The organism is Winogradskyella pelagia, assembly GCF_017581965.1.
GTDB classification, from domain to species: Bacteria; Bacteroidota; Bacteroidia; order Flavobacteriales; family Flavobacteriaceae; genus Winogradskyella; species Winogradskyella pelagia.
Window position 1 is genome coordinate 107,983 of record NZ_JAGEVF010000001.1, and the last position, 19,341, is coordinate 127,323.

Sequence of the window (19,341 nt, forward strand, 5' to 3'; positions counted from 1 at the left end):
ATTATACCAATTTAGGGTTTACCAAACTTTGCATGGTTTTTATATAATCAGCAAGTTCTGATAGTTTATTTATAGTTTCTTTAGTGCCGTTTTCTGTAAGTTTATAATACTTGCGCAACCTATTATCTACCTTAGCAACTTCAACATCGAGCAAGCCTTCCGCCTCTAGTTTGTGTAAGGCTGGGTATAAGGCGCCTTCTGTAATATTTAATTCGCCTTTGGTTATCGATTTAACCTTTTGAGTAATTTCGTAGCCATACATTTTATCGTGCTCAGTTAGCAGCTTTAAAATAATGGTATTTAAACTTCCCTTATATAATTTTGAATTACTCATAAACACTTTGTTACTGTCCTATTCTCTATTATCATAAATCCACCACGAAAATCAACCCCATACTATTCAGGTATCTTATTTTCTGTTTATCGCTGATCCCTTGATTGGCATTAGTTTCAAATTTTCCAAAATCAGATTGCCCTGAAACATTGATACCAGCGCTAAATCCATCGAATAATTCAAACAAAAGACCAACTCCAAACTGAGCACCAAAATTCCAGCCCTCATAGATATCTTCTTGAGTACCATTAAGAAAGCGATATTCATCCTTGATAATAGTATGGCCATAAAAGCCAAAATTGGCATAAAAACTTATTTTTTCTGAAAACTCAGAATTTAGAGTCAACAATACCGGTATTTTAAGTAATGATCTTTGATGGTAGAAATTCCCTAAAGCATTAAATCCATTTCCTGTCAATTCATAAAGTCCGAGACCTGTTGAAACACCTACTCTTTGGCTAATATTATAATTGAGTAGGATTTCTCCACTGTTGCTGTTAAGGTTGTAATTGGGTTCATTATCATTTTCTACGATGCCGAAACCAATGCCTCCATAAGCGATAAGATTAAACTTAGATGTTGTTGTTTCCTGAGCTTGACCAAGGCAAAAGGCCATTAGAAGAACTAGGATTAAATTGCATTTAACTTTCTTTTTCATTTTTATTTGTATAAAACGTTGAACAAATTTTTAAGCAAAACAAATATACATAATTTTCTTATGCATAAGTAACTTAAGCATTGTTAAGGATTTATTTTTATGAAAACTTTAATCTATTGAAGTGCTTCATTCATTGTTAGTCTATTCTTAGTTTGCTTATTTTTGCAAAAAAAGAATAGTTATGTCACAGTTTCACAAACTCGCCATAAAATCTATAAATCGACTTACAGATAAATCTGTTGTCTTGAATTTTAACGTTCCCGAGGGATTATCAGAAGTATTTCAATTCAATGCAGGTCAATACATAACCTTAAAAACAACTATTGATGGTGAAGACGTTAGGCGGGATTATTCTATCTGCGCTTCTAAAAACAGTGGAGACCTTAGCGTGGCCGTGAAATCGGTAGATGGTGGAACTTTTTCGGTATATGCCAACACAACGATAAAAGCTGGCGACGTGCTCGAAGTGGCCGAACCTAATGGTAGGTTTGTTTTTGAAGCGCACCCACAAAAAACAAGGACAATCGCAGCTTTTGCAGCAGGGAGTGGAATAACACCAATATTAAGTATTGCTAAAACTTTACTAGAGGACGAACCATTCAGTAATTTTATATTGGTCTACGGGAACAAAACACCACAAGACACTATGTTTTTAGAAGACTTGATGTCCCTTAAAGACAAGTATGGCAACCGCATTCATGTACATTTTATCTACAGCCAGTCTAACGAAACCGATGCTCTTTTTGGAAGAATAGAAAAAAGTACCGTTAACCTTATTGTAAAAAACAAGTATAAAGCTATTACAATAGACAAGTTTTATTTGTGTGGTCCAGAGGCTATGATCAATACCGTTAAAGATGTACTACTCGAAAACCATATCAAAGAACACAATATCTTGTTTGAATTGTTTACTGCACCTGCAGCATCTGAATCAGAAACACAAGAAGAAACAACTATAACCAATGGAATGACTTCCATAAAGGTACTTGTTGATGATGAAGATTTTGAATTTGAAATGGCACAAGACCAAACCATTTTAGAAGCTGCTCTAAAACAAGATATTGATGCACCATATTCCTGCCAAGGAGGTATTTGTAGCAGTTGTATTGCCAGACTTACCGAAGGTACTGCTAAAATGCGCCAAAATAATATTTTAACCGATGGTGAAGTTGCTGAAGGTCTTGTCCTTACCTGCCAAGCTCATCCAACTTCTGCTCATATAGTGGTTGACTATGATGATGTTTAATTAAGGTGTTTAGCCCTTAATTTTTGGGCAGATTGAGGTTATCTTTTCTACTATTTGCTGTGGTGAAACCGATGCTGCAGCATCTTCATACCCTCTTGGATATTTGTTGCCATAAACCGAAGTTGGTATTAATGGAAATTTGTCCCTGTCTGCTGTGAGTGCATAAGATTCTGGTTGGTTAAAAGGTTCAAAACCGGCATACGGATGGGTAACGCCCCAAACAGTGACAACCTTAACGCCATACATGGCGGCCAAATGGCCATTACCGGAGTCCATTGATAACATAAGGTCCATATTTGATATTAAAGCCAATTCATCTTTAAAACTAAGTTTGCCCGCAACAGAGCTCACGTTGTTATAAGATTCTTCAAGAGTATTCAATATTTCTATTTCTCGCTGGCCTCCACCAAACAAAATTATATTATAGTCTTCAGCAAGTTGACTTATAACCTCCTCCATTAAACTTAAAGGGTACATTTTACCCTTATGTGCTGCAAATGGGGCAATACCAATATTACAGATTCCATTTTTACCTAAAAAGACTTTGGCTTTTGTGTCTAAGGAGGGTTTCGATAAAACTATTGGGTTGGATAAATCAACATTGCAACCTAGAGCTTTAAACACTTCAGCATACCTTGCTGTTGTTGGTTTTAATGGTTTAAAAATGTTTCCTGTTGTTAGAGCCTTTTTCTCCTGCCTACCTTTATCTATGGTCAACGCTCTCTTATTAAAAAGAAATACCTTAATGATTTTTGTACGAAGTACATTGTGGAGGTCTGCTATGGCATCAAAATCTAGTTTCAAAAGTGCTCTAGACAGCCTGTACAAACCTGGTATTCCTTTGTGTTTTCCCTTAAAGTCGGGAGTAAAAACGCTAACATTAGGAATTTCTTTAAAGATAGGTTCAAAAAACGGCCTTGTGACTACCGTTACTTTGAGCCCTTTGTTCTGGTTTAACAAGGCCAATAAAACAGGCACTATTATGGCTACGTCACCCATAGCAGAGAACCTTAATACCAAAATATGTTTGGGTCTCCGTATCATTAAAATCTTAAATGGGGAAAATTACTTTTGACCTCTTAATACAGGATTAAGCTCATCGTCATTATACATCTTCATTTGCTTGTACACCTTCATATACTTATCTCCTTTAGAGATATCTTCTAAAAGTTGATCAATAGCTTTACTTAAATCTTCTCGCTGCTCTAACAGAACGTTAAGCTTCTTCTCACAAGCCGCTTTATGAGCATCAGACGCATCCTCTCTTATCGTTTCTAAATGCATATGGTAAATCTTTAACGCCAATATGGATAATCGGTCAATTGCCCAAGCTGGACTTTCTGAATTTACTGTTGCATAAGGTTTAACCTCAACGTCTTTGTATTTATCTAAAAAATAGCTATCTATATATTCTACAGTGTCTGTTCTATCTTGGTTAGATGCATCTATTTTACGTTTAAGTTCCAATGCTGCAACCGGGTCAATATTTGGATCTCTTATGATATCTTCATACGCCCACTGAACAGTATCAATCCAGCACTTCCTGTAAAGCAGGTGCGCAATGACATCTTCATTTTTATTGTATTTGTTTGAAAAGGGCTGATCTACCGTGTTAAGAACCTTGTAGGTTTTTATGGCGTCTTGAAATATTTCGTTCGCTTTTTGTGAAAACATGTTGAATTGAAATTTAATCTATGCAAATATAGTTTGAATTATTAACTTACAGGCTCTATAACACTCCCTTACAATGAAGATTCATAACCTTTCTGAAAAGCCTTCTATTCTCAACACTTTTATTTCCGAACTCAGAGATATTTCGATACAGAAAGACAGAATGCGATTTAGGCGCAATATTGAAAGAATTGGTGAAATAATATGTTATGAACTGAGTAAGTCATTACATTATAAGCCACATAGTATTAAAAGCCCTCTAGGGTCTCAAACTTCAGAATTACCTCAAGACGATATTGTACTGTGCTCTATTTTACGCGCAGGTATTCCTTTGCACAATGGTTTACTCAACTATTTTGATAAGGCCGATAATGCTTTCATTTCAGCATACAGAAAGCATGACACAAGTGGTTTTAATTCATTTAAAATTGAAGTAGAATATCTTGCTTGTCCCAACTTGGAGGGCAAGACTCTTATTTTGGCCGACCCCATGCTAGCTACTGGTCAATCAATTGTTTCAACTCTTAAAGCTTTACAGTCCTTTGGGACACCAAAAAAGATTCATCTTGTAAGTATCATTGGTGCCAAGCCAGGTATTGAATACGTTTCTGAATACGTTTCCACGGACGTTATACTTTGGATAGGAACCATTGATAAAGAACTCAACAGTCAATCATACATTGTACCAGGATTAGGTGACGCTGGAGACTTAGCCTATGGGCAAAAATTACAGCAGTAAACTAACAACAGGAACTACAACAAATAAAACTGGGAATATTTCTTTAAACCAGCGTTCAGAAATTACCTCTAAATAATTCGCCATAATTATTGAAAACGGTGCAAACAAAAAGATAAATTCACTACCGTTTTTATTAGGGGCAATAATAGCAACGAAAATAGCTAAAAAGGATGCCCAGCCAACTAGAAAGTAAGATGGTCTAATTTTTTTATTCTTATCCTTCAAACCATTAAAAAAATAAAGTGTAGTCCATAGAAAAGAGGTGAAAATTATTGTTAATTTTAAAATACTTGCCTTAGTGTTGTATGGTGTAAAGTCTAAGCTGGCAAATCTTTCAAAATTAGAGGGTAATAAATAAACATCATGCATTAAAATATTATAGGATACCAATAACAACACAAAAGTTGAAATACCAATAAAGGGTACTGCCAGGTTCTTAATATTATTTTGTGAGTGGTAAATTAAAGCTACCATGACCAATGCAAAAAACAAAAAGGCCCAGAAATAAAATAGTGTAGCGCAAGCAATCCAAAAACCAGCATCAAAAAGTTTCTTCTTAATATGAAGATTAGAATGCAAACTAATAAGGCGTCTTAATGCGAATAACACAAACAGATTTGAAAGCAATAAATTAGAATGGCGTGTAGATTCTGGAAACATTAAAATCAAAAGACCAAAAGTCATTATAGAATAACTATTGCCTTGGGTCAGTTTATTCTTGGAGACTATAAAGTTTAAAAGAAAAACAAAGAAAATAACTAGAAGAAATTTTAGCACTATAGTCGGCGCTGTACTTAAATTATTTGTGACCTGCTGAAAGTTGACTGCCGTAAAAACCAGAGTTATCAGAATACCCACAATAATAAAATTAATGGGCTTTGATTTACTGAAAATACTTGTAATCATTAACTCTTTTTGTATTTTTGCATGATAAATTTAAAAAGTTATGAAGGATTTCTTTTACGGAATACAAGATTTATTTGTTGACGGACTGTTTTTACCTTTTGATATGCTTAGGTCTTTGGAGTTAGAAAGCTGGTTTGGAGCTAATGTTATGTCTTGGATTTTTATGGCTATTGGTTTTGTTGCTTTTATTTATTGGATGATGCAATTGGCGAAGTTCAATTCCAACAATGAGGAGGACAAAAGCGTTACCGCTCACTCATACTTATAAATCAAATCCTATATCCTTACGATAATACATCTTATCAAAACATAATTTATTTATGCTTTGATAGGATTTTTTTATGGCTTCATTATAAGTATTACCATAAGACGTTATAGCCATTACACGGCCGCCCGATGTTACAATTTTACCCTCTTTTGTTGTGGCACCTGCATGAAAAATTAAAGAATCCTCTACCTCTGTTATACCATGAATTTCTTTGCCCTTTTCATAAGATTCTGGATACCCTCCAGAAACAAGCATTACCGTAGTTGCAGCTCTTTCATCAATTTCAATTTCAATATTGGATAAAGACTGGTTAGACATAGCCATAAAAATTTCGACCAAATCTGATTTAAGCCTAGGTAGAACTACTTCTGTCTCGGGATCACCCATCCTCACGTTATATTCTATAACCTTGGGTTCGTCTCCTACTTTAATTAAACCAATAAAAATAAATCCAATGTAGGGTAGATCATCTTCAATTAAACCTTTTACGGTGGGCTTAACAATTTTAGTCTCTATTTTTTCTAAAAAGTCCTGTGTTGCAAAAGGAACTGGTGAAATAGCTCCCATTCCTCCTGTATTAAGCCCTGTGTCACCTTCTCCTATTCGCTTGTAATCTTTTGCCGTAGGTAGTATTTTATAGTCTTTGCCATCAGTTAAAACGAAACAGCTCAATTCAATGCCGTCCAAGAACTCTTCAACAACGACCTTTTTACTGGCATTTCCGAACTTAGCATCAACTAGCATATGCTTTAACTCCGTCTTGGCCTCCTCCAAATCATCGATTATTAATACGCCTTTCCCTGCTGCAAGACCGTCTGCTTTTAAAACATATGGTGCGTTTAATGATTCCAAAAACTTAAAGCCCTCTTCAATATTTTGTGAAGTAAAGCTTTGATAGTCAGCTGTTGGAATATGGTGTCTAGACATAAATTCCTTGGCAAACTCCTTACTTCCTTCCAATTCGGCAGCTGCTTTTTGGGGCCCTATAACTGGAACGTGTTTTATTGCGGTATCGTTTAAGAAAAAATCATGGATGCCCTGGACCAAAGGGTCTTCTGGGCCCACAACAACCAATTCTATTTCATTTTTAATAACAGCATCCTTTATAGCCTTAAAATCCGTTACCGAAACTTGCAGGTTTGTTGCTATATCTGCCGTACCTGAATTTCCCGGCGCTACAAATAAGTTTGTGCAAAGCTTGCTTTGAGCCAGTTTCCATGCGAAGGTGTGTTCTCTACCACCAGAACCAAGGACAAGAATGTTCATGATAATTATGTCTTTGAGCAAAAATAATTGGTTTTAACCTCAAAAAACAATTATTTTGAACAAACCTTAAGGCAACCTATATACTTGCAACTTTTTGACCTTTCATTAAAATTATCAGGCTTTAAAATAGATGAGGCCAAAGCTGCATTTGCCAAAATAAAGGCATTGGCAAATGAAGACCTCCAAAAATACCAAGAGAATAAAAAACGTGAAATCCTTAATTATCATTTAAAATACAACTCGTTTTATAAATCATTTGGGAAAAATATTGACGTTAATGATTGGAATTCGGTTCCTGTTTTAAGAAAGAAGGATTTACAGCAACCACTAGAAAATAGATTATCAGAAGGTTTTACAAAGAACAACATTTATATAAATAAGACCTCTGGTAGCTCTGGACATCCTTTTGTTTTCGCAAAAGATAAATGGTGCCACGCTTTGACATGGGCTGAGATAATGAATCGTTTTTCTTGGTATGGCATTGATTTTAATACGTCTACCCAAGCACGTTTTTATGGAATTCCTCTCGATAAAAAAGGATATTACAAAGAACGATTCAAGGATTTTTTAAGTAACCGTTATCGTTTCTCAATTTTTGATCTTACGGATAAGACTTTAAGCGGTGCATTAAATAAATTCAAATCTACGCCTTTTGACTACATTAATGGTTACACCAGTGCAATCGTTCAATTTGCAAAGTTTCTTAAATCTAAAGATTTGATTTTAAAATCTATTTGCCCTAGTTTGTCCGTTTGTATTGTAACTGCAGAGATGCTTTTTAAAGACGATAAAGATTTATTAGAACACCATCTAGGAGTCCCGGTAATAAATGAATATGGTGCTTCTGAATTGGGTTTGATTGCTTTTCAAAATCTAAATAATGAGTGGCAATTAAATACCGAAACCTTATATGTTGAGGTTTTGGATGATAATGATTCAGCTATTACTAATGGTAGTGCGGGACGACTAGTGGTAACGTCTTTGTACAACAAGGCGCATCCTTTTATTCGTTATGATTTAGGAGATGTTGGACAAATTTCCACTAAAAGTTCCAATATCACTCCTAAGCTTGAAAGCCTAATTGGCCGCACCAATGATATAGCCCTATTGCCTAGTGGAAAAAAGGCAGCAGGACTAACCTTTTATTATATTACAAAAAGCGTTATTGAGGATGATGGCAACGTCTCTGAATTTATTATTGAGCAGCATAGACCGAATTCCCTTAAGGTGGTTTATTGCTCAAAATTTGCGCTGACGGAAGCCAAAAAGAAATTAATAGCTCAGGAAATGGAGACCTATCTAGAACCAGGTCTCACTGTTAATTTTAATAGAGTAAAACAAATAGTAAGGTCTAAATCGGGTAAGTTGAAGCAGTTTAATAGGTTATTTTAACTATGATTGATAAGAAAAAAGAAAGCCTCATGATTATAACAAATTACTATCCTCCGGAGATAGGAGCTGCTTCTAATAGAATTTTTCATTTGGCTGAAGGTTTAAGTTCAGATTATACAGTTAAAGTTGTTACACCTTTACCAAATTATCCTACTGGCAGAATATTTAAAGACTATAGAAATAAGTTTACTTCCAAATCTATCGAGAACGGTATTCAAATACATAGATTGTGGATTTTTGCTTCAGTTTCAAAAAATAAAATATCGCGGTTATTAGCAATGCTTTCCTACAGTTTTAGTTTGATATTATACTTTTTAAGGCAACGCACACCTAATAAGGTGATAATCCAATCCCCTCCTCTAATCGTTGCTTTTATAAGTATCTTTCTACTTAAATCTAAGAAAAGAAAAATAATTCTTAACGTAAGTGATTTATGGCCACGCGCTGGCCTAGAATTAGGTGCACTAAAAAAAAATTGGTTTTATTCCGTTCTAAGGCAGATGGAAAGGTTCAATTATTTAAATTCTAATATCATATTAGGGCAAAGCAATGAAATCTTAAAACATGTTAGTGAAATAAATCCAAAGGCCAAAACTCATCTTTATAGAAACTATCCTATTATTGAATTAAAAGAAATTCCAACTATAGAAAAATCTAATAAATCCTTAACTATAGTATATGCTGGTCTTTTAGGTGTGGCACAAGGCATTCTTAAATTATGCCAAAACTTAGACTTTACAGATATTGAGTTACATATTTATGGCTCTGGTGCTGAAGAAAAAGAGATTTTGGACTTTATGCAAAAGCATCCCACTTTACCTATTTTCATGCATGGTAAATTAGATAGAAACCAACTTCATAACGAACTAATGAATTACGATTTGGCTATAGTTCCGCTAATAAAACGTATATACGGTTCTGTACCATCAAAAATTTTTGAGTTTTCAAAATTAGGCTTGCCCTTGCTGTACTTCGGTGGGGGTGAAGGTGAAAAAATTATCCACAATTATAAATTAGGTTGGGTAGCTGATGTCGGAAATTACGAAAACTTAAACTCTATTATTGAAACAATTAAATCTAATGGTTTAGAGATACAGCAAAAAAAAGACATACAGGTTAGGGCTAATAAGGCATTTAGTTTTGAGGGGCAATTATTAGACCTAAAGAAGACTATTTAGTAGGCTTTATCCTCTCCCTTAACTGCATTCATAAAGGTTTGAAAAATGATTTTAAGGTCCAGCAAAAGTGACCAATTTTCAATATAAAAAATATCATATTTAACTCTTCCAATAATATCCTTATCACTTTCAACTTCGCCACGATAACCGCTTATTTGTGCGAGACCTGTAATTCCAGGTTTTACAAAATGGCGCACCATAAATTTATCTATTCGTTTTGCATACATATTTGTATGACTTACCATATGAGGCCTAGGACCAACAACCGACATATCACCAAAAAGAACATTGAAAAACTGTGGTAATTCATCAATGCTTGTTTTTCTAATAAACCTTCCTACTTTAGTAACACGCTGATCATCTCTAGTCGCCTGATAGAGATGTGCATTTTTATTTGGTGTCATTGATCTAAACTTATAACAATCAAATTCTTTATAATTAAACCCGTTACGAGATTGTTTAAAGAACACAGGGCCTTTAGACTCAAGCTTAATAAGAATAGCAATGATTGGTGTAAGCCAAGACAGAATAAAGACTATTACTAGTCCAGAGAAGAAAATATCAAAGCTTCTTTTAACTATAGTATTAACAGAATCTTCGAGAGGTATTGTTCTAAGGGTTAGGATGGGGATATAATCGTAATAGTCGTATCTCAATTTTTTGGAGTAAATCTCCTTACTGTCTGGGATAAACTTTACAATTTTAAGATTGTTGTCTGCAAAGTCTACAACTTCGGCAATTTGAGAATTGGATAATTCAGAAATAGAACAGTAAATCTCATCAATTCCTTTTTCAAGAACGTATTCAAAACACCTTGTAAGGTTAAAGTCGTCCTGTTTAAAATTAAATGTTTTTTTATGAAGATAACCATATTCTGGGTTTTTATTAAAAAATTGCTCTAGAGCTACAGTCTTTTTGTTGTAACCAAAGATGACCGTATTCCTGTAATTTCCGCCAAATGACGCGCGATAATTTTGAAGCAGGTAATATACAGTAAATTTTGCTGCAGATATTAAAATTACACTTAGAAGTACGTATTGGATAACGGGCTTGGGATAAATCTTTAATTCGTAATAAATCCCAAAAAAAGCAAATACAATAATTAAGAAAAAAACAGATTGCTTTATTATTAGCGCTAGGATATTTACTGGTCTAGTATAACGATATACTTGATAAAAATTAGAGTATACTGAAAGTAGTACCCAACTAAGAGATATATAAAGAATAAACGCTATTGGATCTTTGTCCATAAGAAGAAACAGTATAGCAACACCATTAATTATACTTAAATCTATGAAATAAGAAATGGGTCTTAAATAGCCTGAATATCTTCCGTGTTTGAATAAGCTCAAATCTTTTTAAACTTGATTAGAATTAAAGTAAAATAGTCTTGGTTTAAAGTTTTGTTGCAAAAGTCAAATTAACAAACCTGCTGTAAAATACAATCTTTTTTTTTATTAAGAATGAACAGTTAAAATCTAAGTATTTTTGAACCTATCATAGCTATCAGTTACAAAATTTAAAATTTCCTTTTCAAATCGCTTTTTTGAAAAACGTTCCGCATTTGTTCTAATGTCTTGTGGGTCTAATTCCAGCTTTTCAAATTGGCCAATTGCATCAATTAAAGACTCAATATTTTGTTGCTTAAATAAAACTCCTGTTTTTTTGTCAATTACCGTTTCCTCAAGACCTCCCTTTCCAAGGCCAATAACAGGTGTGCCAGAAGCTTGTGCTTCAACAGGTATAATTCCAAAATCCTCTTCAGCCGCAAAAACAAAAGCTCTAGCCTTAGCCAAATAGCTTTTTAGCTCTTCTTCGGTTAAAAACCCAACGAGTTCAATATTAGTTTTGGCCATAGCTTTTATGTTTTTATATTCCGGCCCGTCCCCAGCAACTACTAGTTTTTTTTCTGGCAAATTATTGAAAGCCTTTACAATAAGCTCAATTTTCTTATATGGCACCAATCTTGATGCGGTAAAGTAATAATTATCCTTTGTTTCTTCTACCCTAAACATGTCTACATCAACTGGAGGATATATTACATGAGCCTCTCGATTGTACACTTTTTTAATACGGCCCTTTATGTAATTAGAATTAGCGACAAAAGCATCAACTCGGTTTGAATTTATGACATCCCAAAGCCTTATTTTATGAAGAACTCTCTTCGCGTAAATACCCTTAATTCTATTAAATCTAGAATCTCTAAGGTATTGGTGATATAAATCCCAAGCATAGCGCATGGGGGAATGACAATAACAAATATGTAGCTGGTTTTGATTGGTCAAAACCCCTTTACTAATTGACGCTGAAGAACTTAATACTAAATCATAACTACTTAAATCAAATTGCTCTATTGCATACGGGAACAATTGCAAAAACTTTCTGTGATTTGATTTGGCTGTTGGTAAGCTCTGGATAAAACTAGTATTAACAGATTCTCCTTTGAGAATATAGTCCCTGTCTGTCTCCGATAAGAAATCTACCAAGGCAAAGTGGTCAAAATCATCCCAAACATTGTTCAGGGAGTGTATAACCTTTTCCGCTCCACCATTAACATAATACCAATCATGAACTAGTGCTTTTTTCATAAATCAACTTTGACAAAAACCGATACGAGACAATAGCAATAAATATTCCTACAATAGGATAAATACCCGCCCCTTTCATATAATTAAATATTGGTAAAAATAAATTAAATATTGCGAGATAAATAAGTAATGGAGCATAAATAGTGTTGACTTTTGAATTGTTATAAATATGCCTCTGAAATGAACCTAATAGAAAAAAAACTAGAGTGGCGAACCACCTAAAATCTATATAAAAACTTCCAAAAGTAGTAAGATAAACTATTTTTCTTGGTGATGGGTTGGTATATTCAATTCCCTTGGCAAGTCCCATTCTTTGTGCAAATTTAAAAAAAGGATTAAACACATACATTCCATAGGATACGGGTAATTCGGACTTATTGTATATATGATTAAACTCAAAAAAACCGTGATTTATGTATTGCCCTGTTTGAAGGGTTATAAAAGTTACGGCCCTCATAAAAGAATTAGAGTCTTCATTCTGTATATAGGCTATTGTTTTATCCTTTGGTCTTAGTAAATCATTATATCTACCTTCAAGAACATGCTTATATACGTTTTGATTTTCTGCTCGTGGAGATTCTCTTCCAATCAAAACAAAATATGAAATAGCCATTAGAGTCAATGCTGCAGCAAAAAACAAACCTAAACTCTTAACACCAACTTTAACCCTTCTGGAAACCAACACCGAAATAATAATAATTAAAGTAAGGTCAAAAAATGGTTTTCTCGTGCCAAATAATATAGCTTCTGGCACTACGAACCCTAAAAGTAAGATAGCGCAAATAAGATAAATTCTCAGAGTGTTTCTTTCATGGAGCGTTAATACAAATGGGAAAAAATAAAGCGACTTTAAAACAGCAGCCATTAAAAGCAGTACATTACTATTGGTGTTATTAATAAAACTCAGTCGTCTATTTTCAATAGGTGTATTGAAAAAGGACAGTTCACGGACATAAAATAAATCAATCCAACGTAGGACAAAACTAATGGTTATAACCATTATTAAATACTTTATAAATAAAGGGTTGTTTATTCTAATTTCATTTTTTTCTATCCTATTTGGTATAGCAATAAATCCAAAAACCATTGCTATATAACAGAGACAAATAAAACCCACGGTATATATGTTCACGTCTTCAACTACTTCTACTGGGATAAGACTAAAAGATAGCAGCCATAGCAAAATACCTAGAACTAGACTTCCATAGAATAAACGATATGTCAAAACATGTCGCATCCTTAAAAAACAATAAAATAATAAGCGCTTTCGATTAAAAAAACCAAGGCTAACGAAAGGGATGACTTTGAGAATTTAATATCTTTTTTTCTTAGGGTATAGTATTGGATTTGGGCCGCAAAAAAAATGCAAGTAAAATGGGCATAAACAAGATTTGCGAAACTTATATAGTTTGAAAAGAATAGGAGCGGTAGAGTAAAGCATACAATTAATACCAAAAAAAGGCCATTATTCTTTCTGGCTAAATTCTCGCGGTCTATTACATTCGAGTTTAATGCAGTTGCAATCCACATTACCATCTGACACGACAAGAGAAAATATACCCCTTTATAGGTATTATAGGTGTCCTTAAAAAATTGGGAGAGCGTATCCACAATAAAAGGGGCAACAAAATAAATTAAAAGAGATAATATTGAAATCCCAACAAAAAACAAATGAAAGTATTTATCCAACACCTTAGGTTGTGATGTATATATTTTCTTAAAAAAGGCAATATTTATAACTTGATGAATCATCACCACGATAGCAGCAAGTCTAAAATAAAAAGCATAAATCCCAACTTCATTGAATGTAAAAAAATACTCTACAATTATCCTACCCGACGTTGTTATAAGAAAAATAAGAAAAGTAGACAGTAATATATGAATACTAAACCTTAGAATCTTCCGATACGCACTAATAAAGCCTTTATTATTAGAGTTTAAAAACCTGACTACTGCTAAAAACACATAAGTTAAAGCATAGCAAATTATAAAGTAATTGATTGTTTCAATGTTTTCTGGCATATAGCCCATCCAAAAACTAGCAATAAAGCCAAATAGAACCAAATATATCCCAGAATCTAAAACAACAGCTAAACTCGATTTTTCATGGGACTTTAACTGGGTGGAATAGAACATTTGATTTGATATAATATAGGACACATTAAAGGACATATAGAGCACCATATCCAATCCCCAAAACCAATAGGCCAACTGATTTACTATAAATGGTATCGTCAAAACAATAGGGTGAAACAAAAATCCTGCCTGCACACTTTTGTCTTCTTTTTTAATGATAAAATATGGGTACGCCCCAGGAACACCAAGATTAAGAAGTGTATTAATCAACATTCCCAATCCGGCCAATGCATACTCCAAAATTCCATAATCTGTTGTATTAAGTACATCTGCTAAAAGTAACGGTACAAAATAAACGGCTGCTTTTGCAACAACAAAAACAGCCCCAAACCAAATATGCCTTTTAACCGTCCGAATAATCACAATTATTCAATCTTGGATTTATTGGTTTTCCATAATTTCAACAATTACACCATTTGACTCTTCCTCTAATATACTGATTTTAGCATTGTCGTTTTTCACAATCATTTTTTCAATTATAACAGGTCTCTGTTTATCTCCAGCATCAAAATGAGCGGTATATTTACCTTTAGAATTTTCCTCATTTATTGTTATAGATTCAATAAAAGTATTATAACATTTATTAATCCAGAGAGCCTTAAATTCTTTTTCTTCTCCAATCTTAGCATCTTGCATAGGGTCCATCCCATCAGAAGAACCCATACCAAACTTATCAATTAAAACTTTACCAATTACATGGTCGCTTCCTGTTAAATAAATACCGTGTCTGTCTGAAGACTTTATATGAATCTCACCAATATCTACATTAATTGGATTGTTATTCCAGCCATCCACGGCGAGAGCAGCATGAGTATACTTATCCTTGGCTGTATCAGAGCCCAAATCATCTACCTCCAAATACCCAATTTTAATGTCCTTACTGCCATAGTAAATCTGACAGCCTCTAGGTCTTGACTTTCGAAGGTTTAAAGTATTTGCTCTTATAAGAATTGAATCAATAGCGATATCTTCACTAGCCGTAATGCTTACTTTATCGTTAGAAATCAATGTTCCCTTGAGATTAATATTTTTAGATTCTGAAAGACTGTCTTTATTTTTTATTATCTGAATCAAGTCAAATTCAGAATTATTAAATCGAAGATTTAAATTCTTTCTTGAATCAATGATAAGATTCATTTTATAGTAACCTGAAGGTATTTGCATTTCAATCCCTTGATTCTCTGCTAAATCCATAATAGTTTCTAGTCTTGTATCTCCAGTGTGTGGATGTTTTAATCTAGCCGTTTCGGCCGTAACCCCATAACGTCTTGCATCTCCAACAGGATAATTGTCGTCCAAAACATAAGCAGAGTCGTCAAAAACTTCTTCGATTTCTTTAGGGGTCTCCTGTTTTGCAGATTTATCGTCTTTACAGGCCGTTACAATAAGAGCTAACAATAAAATAAATCTAATATTTTTCATAGTTTGTATTTTTGTGATTTAAAAAAAGTGGTATAACAAAAGTAAAAATAATAACGCCATGTTGTCTAAATAGATAAGACTCAAGTCCACATGCTATTGCAAAAAACAAAACAGTTATTAATCCAAGTTGATTAGATGTAAAGGCGCTTTTTATAAGAAGTGCCATTAAAACCAAAAATACGAGACCGCCTAGTATGCCAGATTTTAAAAATTCTGACAGGTATTGGTTGTGGTTGTTGTATTGGTTAAGCATACCTGCCTTAAAATTAATAATCTCGTATTGTTTGTTTAAAACATCTTGTCTGTCACCAATTCCCACTCCAAAGGGTAAAGCAGCGGCAATCTCCTTTGAAGCTAGATAATTGATTAAAAGCCGGTGCTCTAACGTGTTTTTGGTAACTGTAAACCTGTTCTTTGTAATAATGGTGTTTAAATCAAAGTCTAACGTGTTCCCAAAGGTTTGTATTCTCTGGTGAACAACAGGAATTTGAAATGCCAAGATGCCTAATAATATACCTAGCAATGCCGTTGCAAGCATTTTTTTTAAGTTATCTCGTTTCTTTATAATTAAAAACAGCCATAAAGCTATTAACAGTAAAACAGAGAGTTTATTTCCTAATATAACAATAATTCCAAGGGTTGATAACAAGATGATTGCATTTAAAAGGATGTTATTCTTAAGGGAAATCTCTCTTGAGCTTACAATTAACGGAATTAGTAAAATAAAAATCAAATAGAATTGACTTACTCCTAATTTTTCTTCTAAGGTAAAATGAACAAATGTGCTTACAACTCGATTATCTATAAAAATATGAATAAATAGAAGGGCTAAAAACAAAATGGGAATAGTAAACTTTAAATACAGAAGTAATTTTTGAAACAGATTATTATTTTTAGGCTCTGCATAAATTACCAATGGCAGAAAAAGCAAAGGTAGCAAAACCTCAACACGTCTTAATCCTTCTGTGGTATTGGTTGAATACAACAAACTAAATACTTGTATAAGGAATAACAGTATAAAGCCAAGAACTATTTTATTAGCATAAAGTGTTTTGAATTTGGTTTTTAAATTGCTAGGGAGGTCAAACAAGAAGAGAGCAAGAAGCAAATAAGCTACAATATTGGAAACTGCATAGGACACAACAAATGATACAAGCATAAGGTAGCAGAGGATATAAAAAACATATTGTTTTTTAGTTACCATGTTCCAATTCATTTTTAACGAGCACATTGGTAAGAACATTGTCATATATCGGCATATCCTTTGCAAGACTGTTAAATTCAATATTTTCTATAATGCACGGTTCCGGATAAAAGCCCAAATCAAATCTTGCACTATAGGTTCTAGAGCGGTCATTGGCATAAATCTGCAAGGTATCTATGGTGCAGTCATTGCATTTATTAAACCACGCTCCTACAAAATCGCGCTCTGAGCCTAGCTCGGCATCCTCCAAACCAAACATGTTTTTATTTGTGCCCAATCCAAAGTTTTCAATCTTAATTCTCTTTATGCTATGGTTTTTTCCTGTAAGATACAATGCGGTCCTATCGGTATTTTTAATTAAAAGATTATCTATTGTAATACCTTCAGGATTATTATTCCAACCATGAACCTGAAATGCTGCTGCACTATACTTAAAAAAATCGTCTTCTGTTCCTCCTGTTTGTTCAATTTCTAATGTTCTTATTTCAATGTTTTTAGTGCCTAGGTAAATGCTCATCCCTCTGTTCTTTTTTTTATAAAGGCTTTTAGCTTTATTAGATTTTATGAGTAATGTATCAAACTTTATATCGTTTGAATTACGCATAAAAACCTTATCAAGAACTGTCAATTTTCCTTCAAAAACTAGCCTTTGGGATTTTTCATTGTCCTTATCAATAATTTGAAATGTTCCTGCTATAATAGCATCATCAAAAACTAATTTAACATCACTTAGCCCTTGAAGCAATAGATTGAGATAATAGGTGCCCTTAACAAACTTTAATGGGATTCCGTGGTCTGCTAACTCCATTAAAGATAAGAGATCCTTATCAGCATAATAATTGTCAGGATATATACCATAGCGTCGCACATCGCCTTTAGGAAAGCTGTCATTTAAAACATATGCCTTATCGTCAAAAGCATTGTTGAGTATTGGAGCTTCTAGCAAAATAATGGAATCATTGTTTTTACAGGTTAAAAACAATAAGAACAAAATAATGGTTGTAATCCTAAATCTCATCTTTTCTAACTACCAATTTATTGGGCCAATATCTAATTAAAATTACGGTTAAAATAATCGCCGTTAAGAAATACAAATTCCCACCCATGGCAAAGTTAACAAAGAAAGACGCCAGTACTACGACACCTAAAAAGGCATAAACCAAGATGTTAACTTCAGAACCCTGTTTGGCTTTTAAATAAGTTCTTTGGGTAAATCTTCCTAACAAAAAGCTGAACACGAAACCAAAAACTCCAAAATCGATAAAAAACGGTCCCCAAAACGTCGTATAAACTGCTGGTTTATAAGAAACCTCGTTCAAATCTGCAAATGAGGGAATATTAATGCCAATAATTTTTAAGAATTTAAAATAGGTATAGAACTCAAACATGCCATAATAATATCCCCAAGATTTATCCAGGTGACTGATAAGTCTAATATATTCAGCCACACTGTGGGCAAAATAATGCTTAAGGCTATAGGCACTCATCAATTTATTCTTTTCTAAAGTGTTTTTTGAATTTCTAACATTATACTTAAAATCACTATCCATTTTAGAATCGTGATAGAACTCCCAGATTCTTATTGTGTCATAATAATTAAACGCAGCAAGTCTATTATTCACTACTTTCTGACTAAAAATAATGAAGCCAATGAGTAAAACAACTGTCGGTATCCAAACTTTCTTTTTAAGTAGGATACTAGGTAATTTAAAAAGATGGTGTGAGTATATCTTAATGCTAGTATGCGATTTAAAAAAGCTAATGCCAGAGGCCAAAAATGTTATTAAAAGCATTACACCAACAAAAACAATGAGAAGCCTACTCTCCGTTAAAATGGAATCTGCGATAGGAAATAAACCAAATAGAGCCACAAGAACAAAAAAAGCCTTATTCATGTTCTTATACCATAATATTGCCAACATAAGTGCGATGGTTGCAAAAGGGTAGGTTACTGCAGAAAACACCCCCAACAGGCCAGAACCACCTTCTTGTGCCAACAATTCCATCCGCGTTTTTACAAGGTTGTCAGCAAAATATATACCCTGAATTATGAGTCGTTGATATATTCTAACCAAAACTCCAGAAACCCCAACAGCAAAAAGTAAGACAACCAACAGCTGTTTTTTCTGGTTGGAGATGTATTGTGGTCTAACCTTAACAGATTTAATAGATTTTAATCCCAGGACAAATAAGATATTGAAGACTACAAGCGTAAATACTGCAAACCATACCGAATCGCCTAAATTGATATAGGTTGCCGGTATTGTAAGAAATGCTAGAAGCCATATTACAAATGAAATTAACAATAGATTTATTGGTTTTACTAATGCCAT

General features: G+C 33.7%; 19 protein-coding genes. 5 read left to right on the forward strand and 14 right to left on the reverse strand.

The window, feature by feature from the left end; all coding sequences use genetic code 11:
• Position 1: 1 nt before the first annotated feature.
• Together J4050_RS00510 and J4050_RS00515 are read right to left on the reverse strand one after the other, a co-directional pair.
• Entirely contained in the window at positions 2 to 334 is a 333-nt protein-coding gene (locus J4050_RS00510) for a PadR family transcriptional regulator (RefSeq protein ID WP_208151984.1), read from the reverse strand.
• Between the two features lie 31 nt (positions 335 to 365).
• Positions 366 to 992 carry a putative outer membrane beta-barrel protein gene (locus tag J4050_RS00515; protein WP_243878507.1) on the reverse strand — a complete coding sequence of 209 codons (627 nt, stop codon included), beginning with the start codon at positions 990 to 992 and terminating at the stop codon, positions 366 to 368.
• 181 nt (positions 993 to 1,173) lie between these two features.
• On the opposite strand from J4050_RS00515, the gene J4050_RS00520 reads away from it, so the two are divergent.
• Positions 1,174 to 2,238, forward strand: coding sequence for a ferredoxin--NADP reductase (locus J4050_RS00520; protein ID WP_208151985.1), 1,065 nt, complete (start codon positions 1,174 to 1,176; stop codon positions 2,236 to 2,238).
• A 9-nt stretch (positions 2,239 to 2,247) separates the two neighbouring features.
• Here the strand turns inward: J4050_RS00520 and J4050_RS00525 are convergent, their stop codons facing one another.
• Entirely contained in the window at positions 2,248 to 3,282 is a 1,035-nt protein-coding gene (locus J4050_RS00525; RefSeq protein WP_243878508.1) for a glycosyltransferase family 9 protein, read from the reverse strand.
• Between the two features lie 21 nt (positions 3,283 to 3,303).
• On the reverse strand, positions 3,304 to 3,912 hold the full coding sequence (locus J4050_RS00530) for a DUF4254 domain-containing protein (protein ID WP_208151986.1): 609 nt from the start codon (positions 3,910 to 3,912) through the stop codon (positions 3,304 to 3,306).
• A 73-nt stretch (positions 3,913 to 3,985) separates the two neighbouring features.
• Here J4050_RS00530 and upp point away from each other — a divergent pair, with 73 nt between their 5' ends.
• Positions 3,986 to 4,648, forward strand: coding sequence for a uracil phosphoribosyltransferase (gene upp, locus J4050_RS00535; RefSeq protein ID WP_208151987.1), 663 nt, complete (start codon positions 3,986 to 3,988; stop codon positions 4,646 to 4,648).
• Here upp and J4050_RS00540 read toward each other — a convergent pair.
• Positions 4,637 to 5,554: a DUF6427 family protein gene (locus tag J4050_RS00540; RefSeq protein ID WP_208151988.1), complete on the reverse strand. Its 918-nt coding sequence runs from the start codon at positions 5,552 to 5,554 to the stop codon at positions 4,637 to 4,639. The genes upp and J4050_RS00540 overlap by 12 nt on opposite strands.
• 40 nt (positions 5,555 to 5,594) lie before the next feature.
• Between J4050_RS00540 and J4050_RS00545 the strand changes: the two genes are divergently transcribed.
• Positions 5,595 to 5,822, forward strand: coding sequence for a DUF6341 family protein (locus tag J4050_RS00545; RefSeq protein ID WP_208151989.1), 228 nt, complete (start codon positions 5,595 to 5,597; stop codon positions 5,820 to 5,822).
• Here the strand turns inward: J4050_RS00545 and purD are convergent.
• Positions 5,817 to 7,088 (reverse strand): phosphoribosylamine--glycine ligase, encoded by a 1,272-nt coding sequence (gene purD, locus J4050_RS00550; RefSeq protein ID WP_208151990.1) that lies wholly within the window; start codon positions 7,086 to 7,088, stop codon positions 5,817 to 5,819. The genes J4050_RS00545 and purD overlap by 6 nt on opposite strands.
• 84 nt (positions 7,089 to 7,172) lie before the next feature.
• Here purD and J4050_RS00555 point away from each other — a divergent pair, with 84 nt between their 5' ends.
• Both J4050_RS00555 and J4050_RS00560 read left to right on the forward strand, forming a co-directional pair.
• A complete protein-coding gene (locus J4050_RS00555; RefSeq protein WP_208151991.1) occupies positions 7,173 to 8,480 on the forward strand; it encodes a phenylacetate--CoA ligase family protein in 1,308 nt (435 codons plus the stop codon).
• A 2-nt stretch (positions 8,481 to 8,482) separates the two neighbouring features.
• Positions 8,483 to 9,658, forward strand: a complete 1,176-nt coding sequence (locus tag J4050_RS00560) for a glycosyltransferase family 4 protein (RefSeq protein ID WP_208151992.1) — start codon at positions 8,483 to 8,485, stop codon at positions 9,656 to 9,658.
• On the opposite strand, the gene J4050_RS00565 is transcribed toward J4050_RS00560, so the two are convergent.
• The 8 genes from J4050_RS00565 to J4050_RS00600 all read right to left on the reverse strand — a co-directional run bounded on the left by J4050_RS00565 (position 9,655) and on the right by J4050_RS00600 (position 19,341).
• A complete protein-coding gene (locus tag J4050_RS00565) occupies positions 9,655 to 11,010 on the reverse strand; it encodes an undecaprenyl-phosphate glucose phosphotransferase (RefSeq protein ID WP_243878509.1) in 1,356 nt (451 codons plus the stop codon). The genes J4050_RS00560 and J4050_RS00565 overlap by 4 nt on opposite strands.
• A gap of 126 nt (positions 11,011 to 11,136) precedes the next feature.
• On the reverse strand, positions 11,137 to 12,246 hold the full coding sequence (locus tag J4050_RS00570; protein WP_208151993.1) for a glycosyltransferase: 1,110 nt from the start codon (positions 12,244 to 12,246) through the stop codon (positions 11,137 to 11,139).
• Positions 12,224 to 13,483, reverse strand: coding sequence for a hypothetical protein (locus J4050_RS00575; RefSeq protein ID WP_208151994.1), 1,260 nt, complete (start codon positions 13,481 to 13,483; stop codon positions 12,224 to 12,226). Before J4050_RS00575 ends, J4050_RS00570 begins: the two co-directional genes overlap by 23 nt.
• Before the next feature lie 2 nt (positions 13,484 to 13,485).
• A complete protein-coding gene (locus tag J4050_RS00580; protein WP_208151995.1) occupies positions 13,486 to 14,745 on the reverse strand; it encodes an oligosaccharide flippase family protein in 1,260 nt (419 codons plus the stop codon).
• Positions 14,746 to 14,763: 18 nt separating this feature from the next.
• Complete coding sequence (locus J4050_RS00585) at positions 14,764 to 15,804, reverse strand: hypothetical protein (RefSeq protein ID WP_208151996.1); 1,041 nt, start codon at positions 15,802 to 15,804, stop codon at positions 14,764 to 14,766.
• On the reverse strand, positions 15,791 to 16,963 hold the full coding sequence (locus J4050_RS00590; RefSeq protein WP_208151997.1) for an O-antigen ligase family protein: 1,173 nt from the start codon (positions 16,961 to 16,963) through the stop codon (positions 15,791 to 15,793). Before J4050_RS00590 ends, J4050_RS00585 begins: the two co-directional genes overlap by 14 nt.
• A 34-nt stretch (positions 16,964 to 16,997) precedes the next feature.
• On the reverse strand, positions 16,998 to 18,026 hold the full coding sequence (locus tag J4050_RS00595) for a hypothetical protein (protein ID WP_208151998.1): 1,029 nt from the start codon (positions 18,024 to 18,026) through the stop codon (positions 16,998 to 17,000).
• Complete coding sequence (locus J4050_RS00600; RefSeq protein ID WP_208151999.1) at positions 18,016 to 19,341, reverse strand: hypothetical protein; 1,326 nt, start codon at positions 19,339 to 19,341, stop codon at positions 18,016 to 18,018. The genes J4050_RS00595 and J4050_RS00600 overlap by 11 nt, the downstream gene beginning before the upstream one ends.

What these genes read in the sequence shown, in the direction of transcription:
- J4050_RS00570 (WP_208151993.1), bottom strand. Translation starts at nt 12,246, where the DNA reads ATGAAAAAAGCACTAGTTCATGATTGGTATTATGTTAATGGTGGAGCG.
- J4050_RS00510 (WP_208151984.1), bottom strand. Translation starts at nt 334, where the DNA reads ATGAGTAATTCAAAATTATATAAGGGAAGTTTAAATACCATTATTTTA.
- J4050_RS00590 (WP_208151997.1), bottom strand. Translation starts at nt 16,963, where the DNA reads ATGCTTGTATCATTTGTTGTGTCCTATGCAGTTTCCAATATTGTAGCT.
- J4050_RS00595 (WP_208151998.1), bottom strand. Translation starts at nt 18,026, where the DNA reads ATGAGATTTAGGATTACAACCATTATTTTGTTCTTATTGTTTTTAACC.
- upp (WP_208151987.1), top strand. Translation starts at nt 3,986, where the DNA reads ATGAAGATTCATAACCTTTCTGAAAAGCCTTCTATTCTCAACACTTTT.
- J4050_RS00540 (WP_208151988.1), bottom strand. Translation starts at nt 5,554, where the DNA reads ATGATTACAAGTATTTTCAGTAAATCAAAGCCCATTAATTTTATTATT.
- J4050_RS00515 (WP_243878507.1), bottom strand. Translation starts at nt 992, where the DNA reads ATGAAAAAGAAAGTTAAATGCAATTTAATCCTAGTTCTTCTAATGGCC.
- J4050_RS00585 (WP_208151996.1), bottom strand. Translation starts at nt 15,804, where the DNA reads ATGAAAAATATTAGATTTATTTTATTGTTAGCTCTTATTGTAACGGCC.
- J4050_RS00600 (WP_208151999.1), bottom strand. Translation starts at nt 19,341, where the DNA reads ATGGCATTAGTAAAACCAATAAATCTATTGTTAATTTCATTTGTAATA.
- J4050_RS00530 (WP_208151986.1), bottom strand. Translation starts at nt 3,912, where the DNA reads ATGTTTTCACAAAAAGCGAACGAAATATTTCAAGACGCCATAAAAACC.
- J4050_RS00575 (WP_208151994.1), bottom strand. Translation starts at nt 13,483, where the DNA reads ATGCGACATGTTTTGACATATCGTTTATTCTATGGAAGTCTAGTTCTA.
- J4050_RS00560 (WP_208151992.1), top strand. Translation starts at nt 8,483, where the DNA reads ATGATTGATAAGAAAAAAGAAAGCCTCATGATTATAACAAATTACTAT.
- J4050_RS00525 (WP_243878508.1), bottom strand. Translation starts at nt 3,282, where the DNA reads ATGATACGGAGACCCAAACATATTTTGGTATTAAGGTTCTCTGCTATG.
- J4050_RS00520 (WP_208151985.1), top strand. Translation starts at nt 1,174, where the DNA reads ATGTCACAGTTTCACAAACTCGCCATAAAATCTATAAATCGACTTACA.
- purD (WP_208151990.1), bottom strand. Translation starts at nt 7,088, where the DNA reads ATGAACATTCTTGTCCTTGGTTCTGGTGGTAGAGAACACACCTTCGCA.
- J4050_RS00545 (WP_208151989.1), top strand. Translation starts at nt 5,595, where the DNA reads ATGAAGGATTTCTTTTACGGAATACAAGATTTATTTGTTGACGGACTG.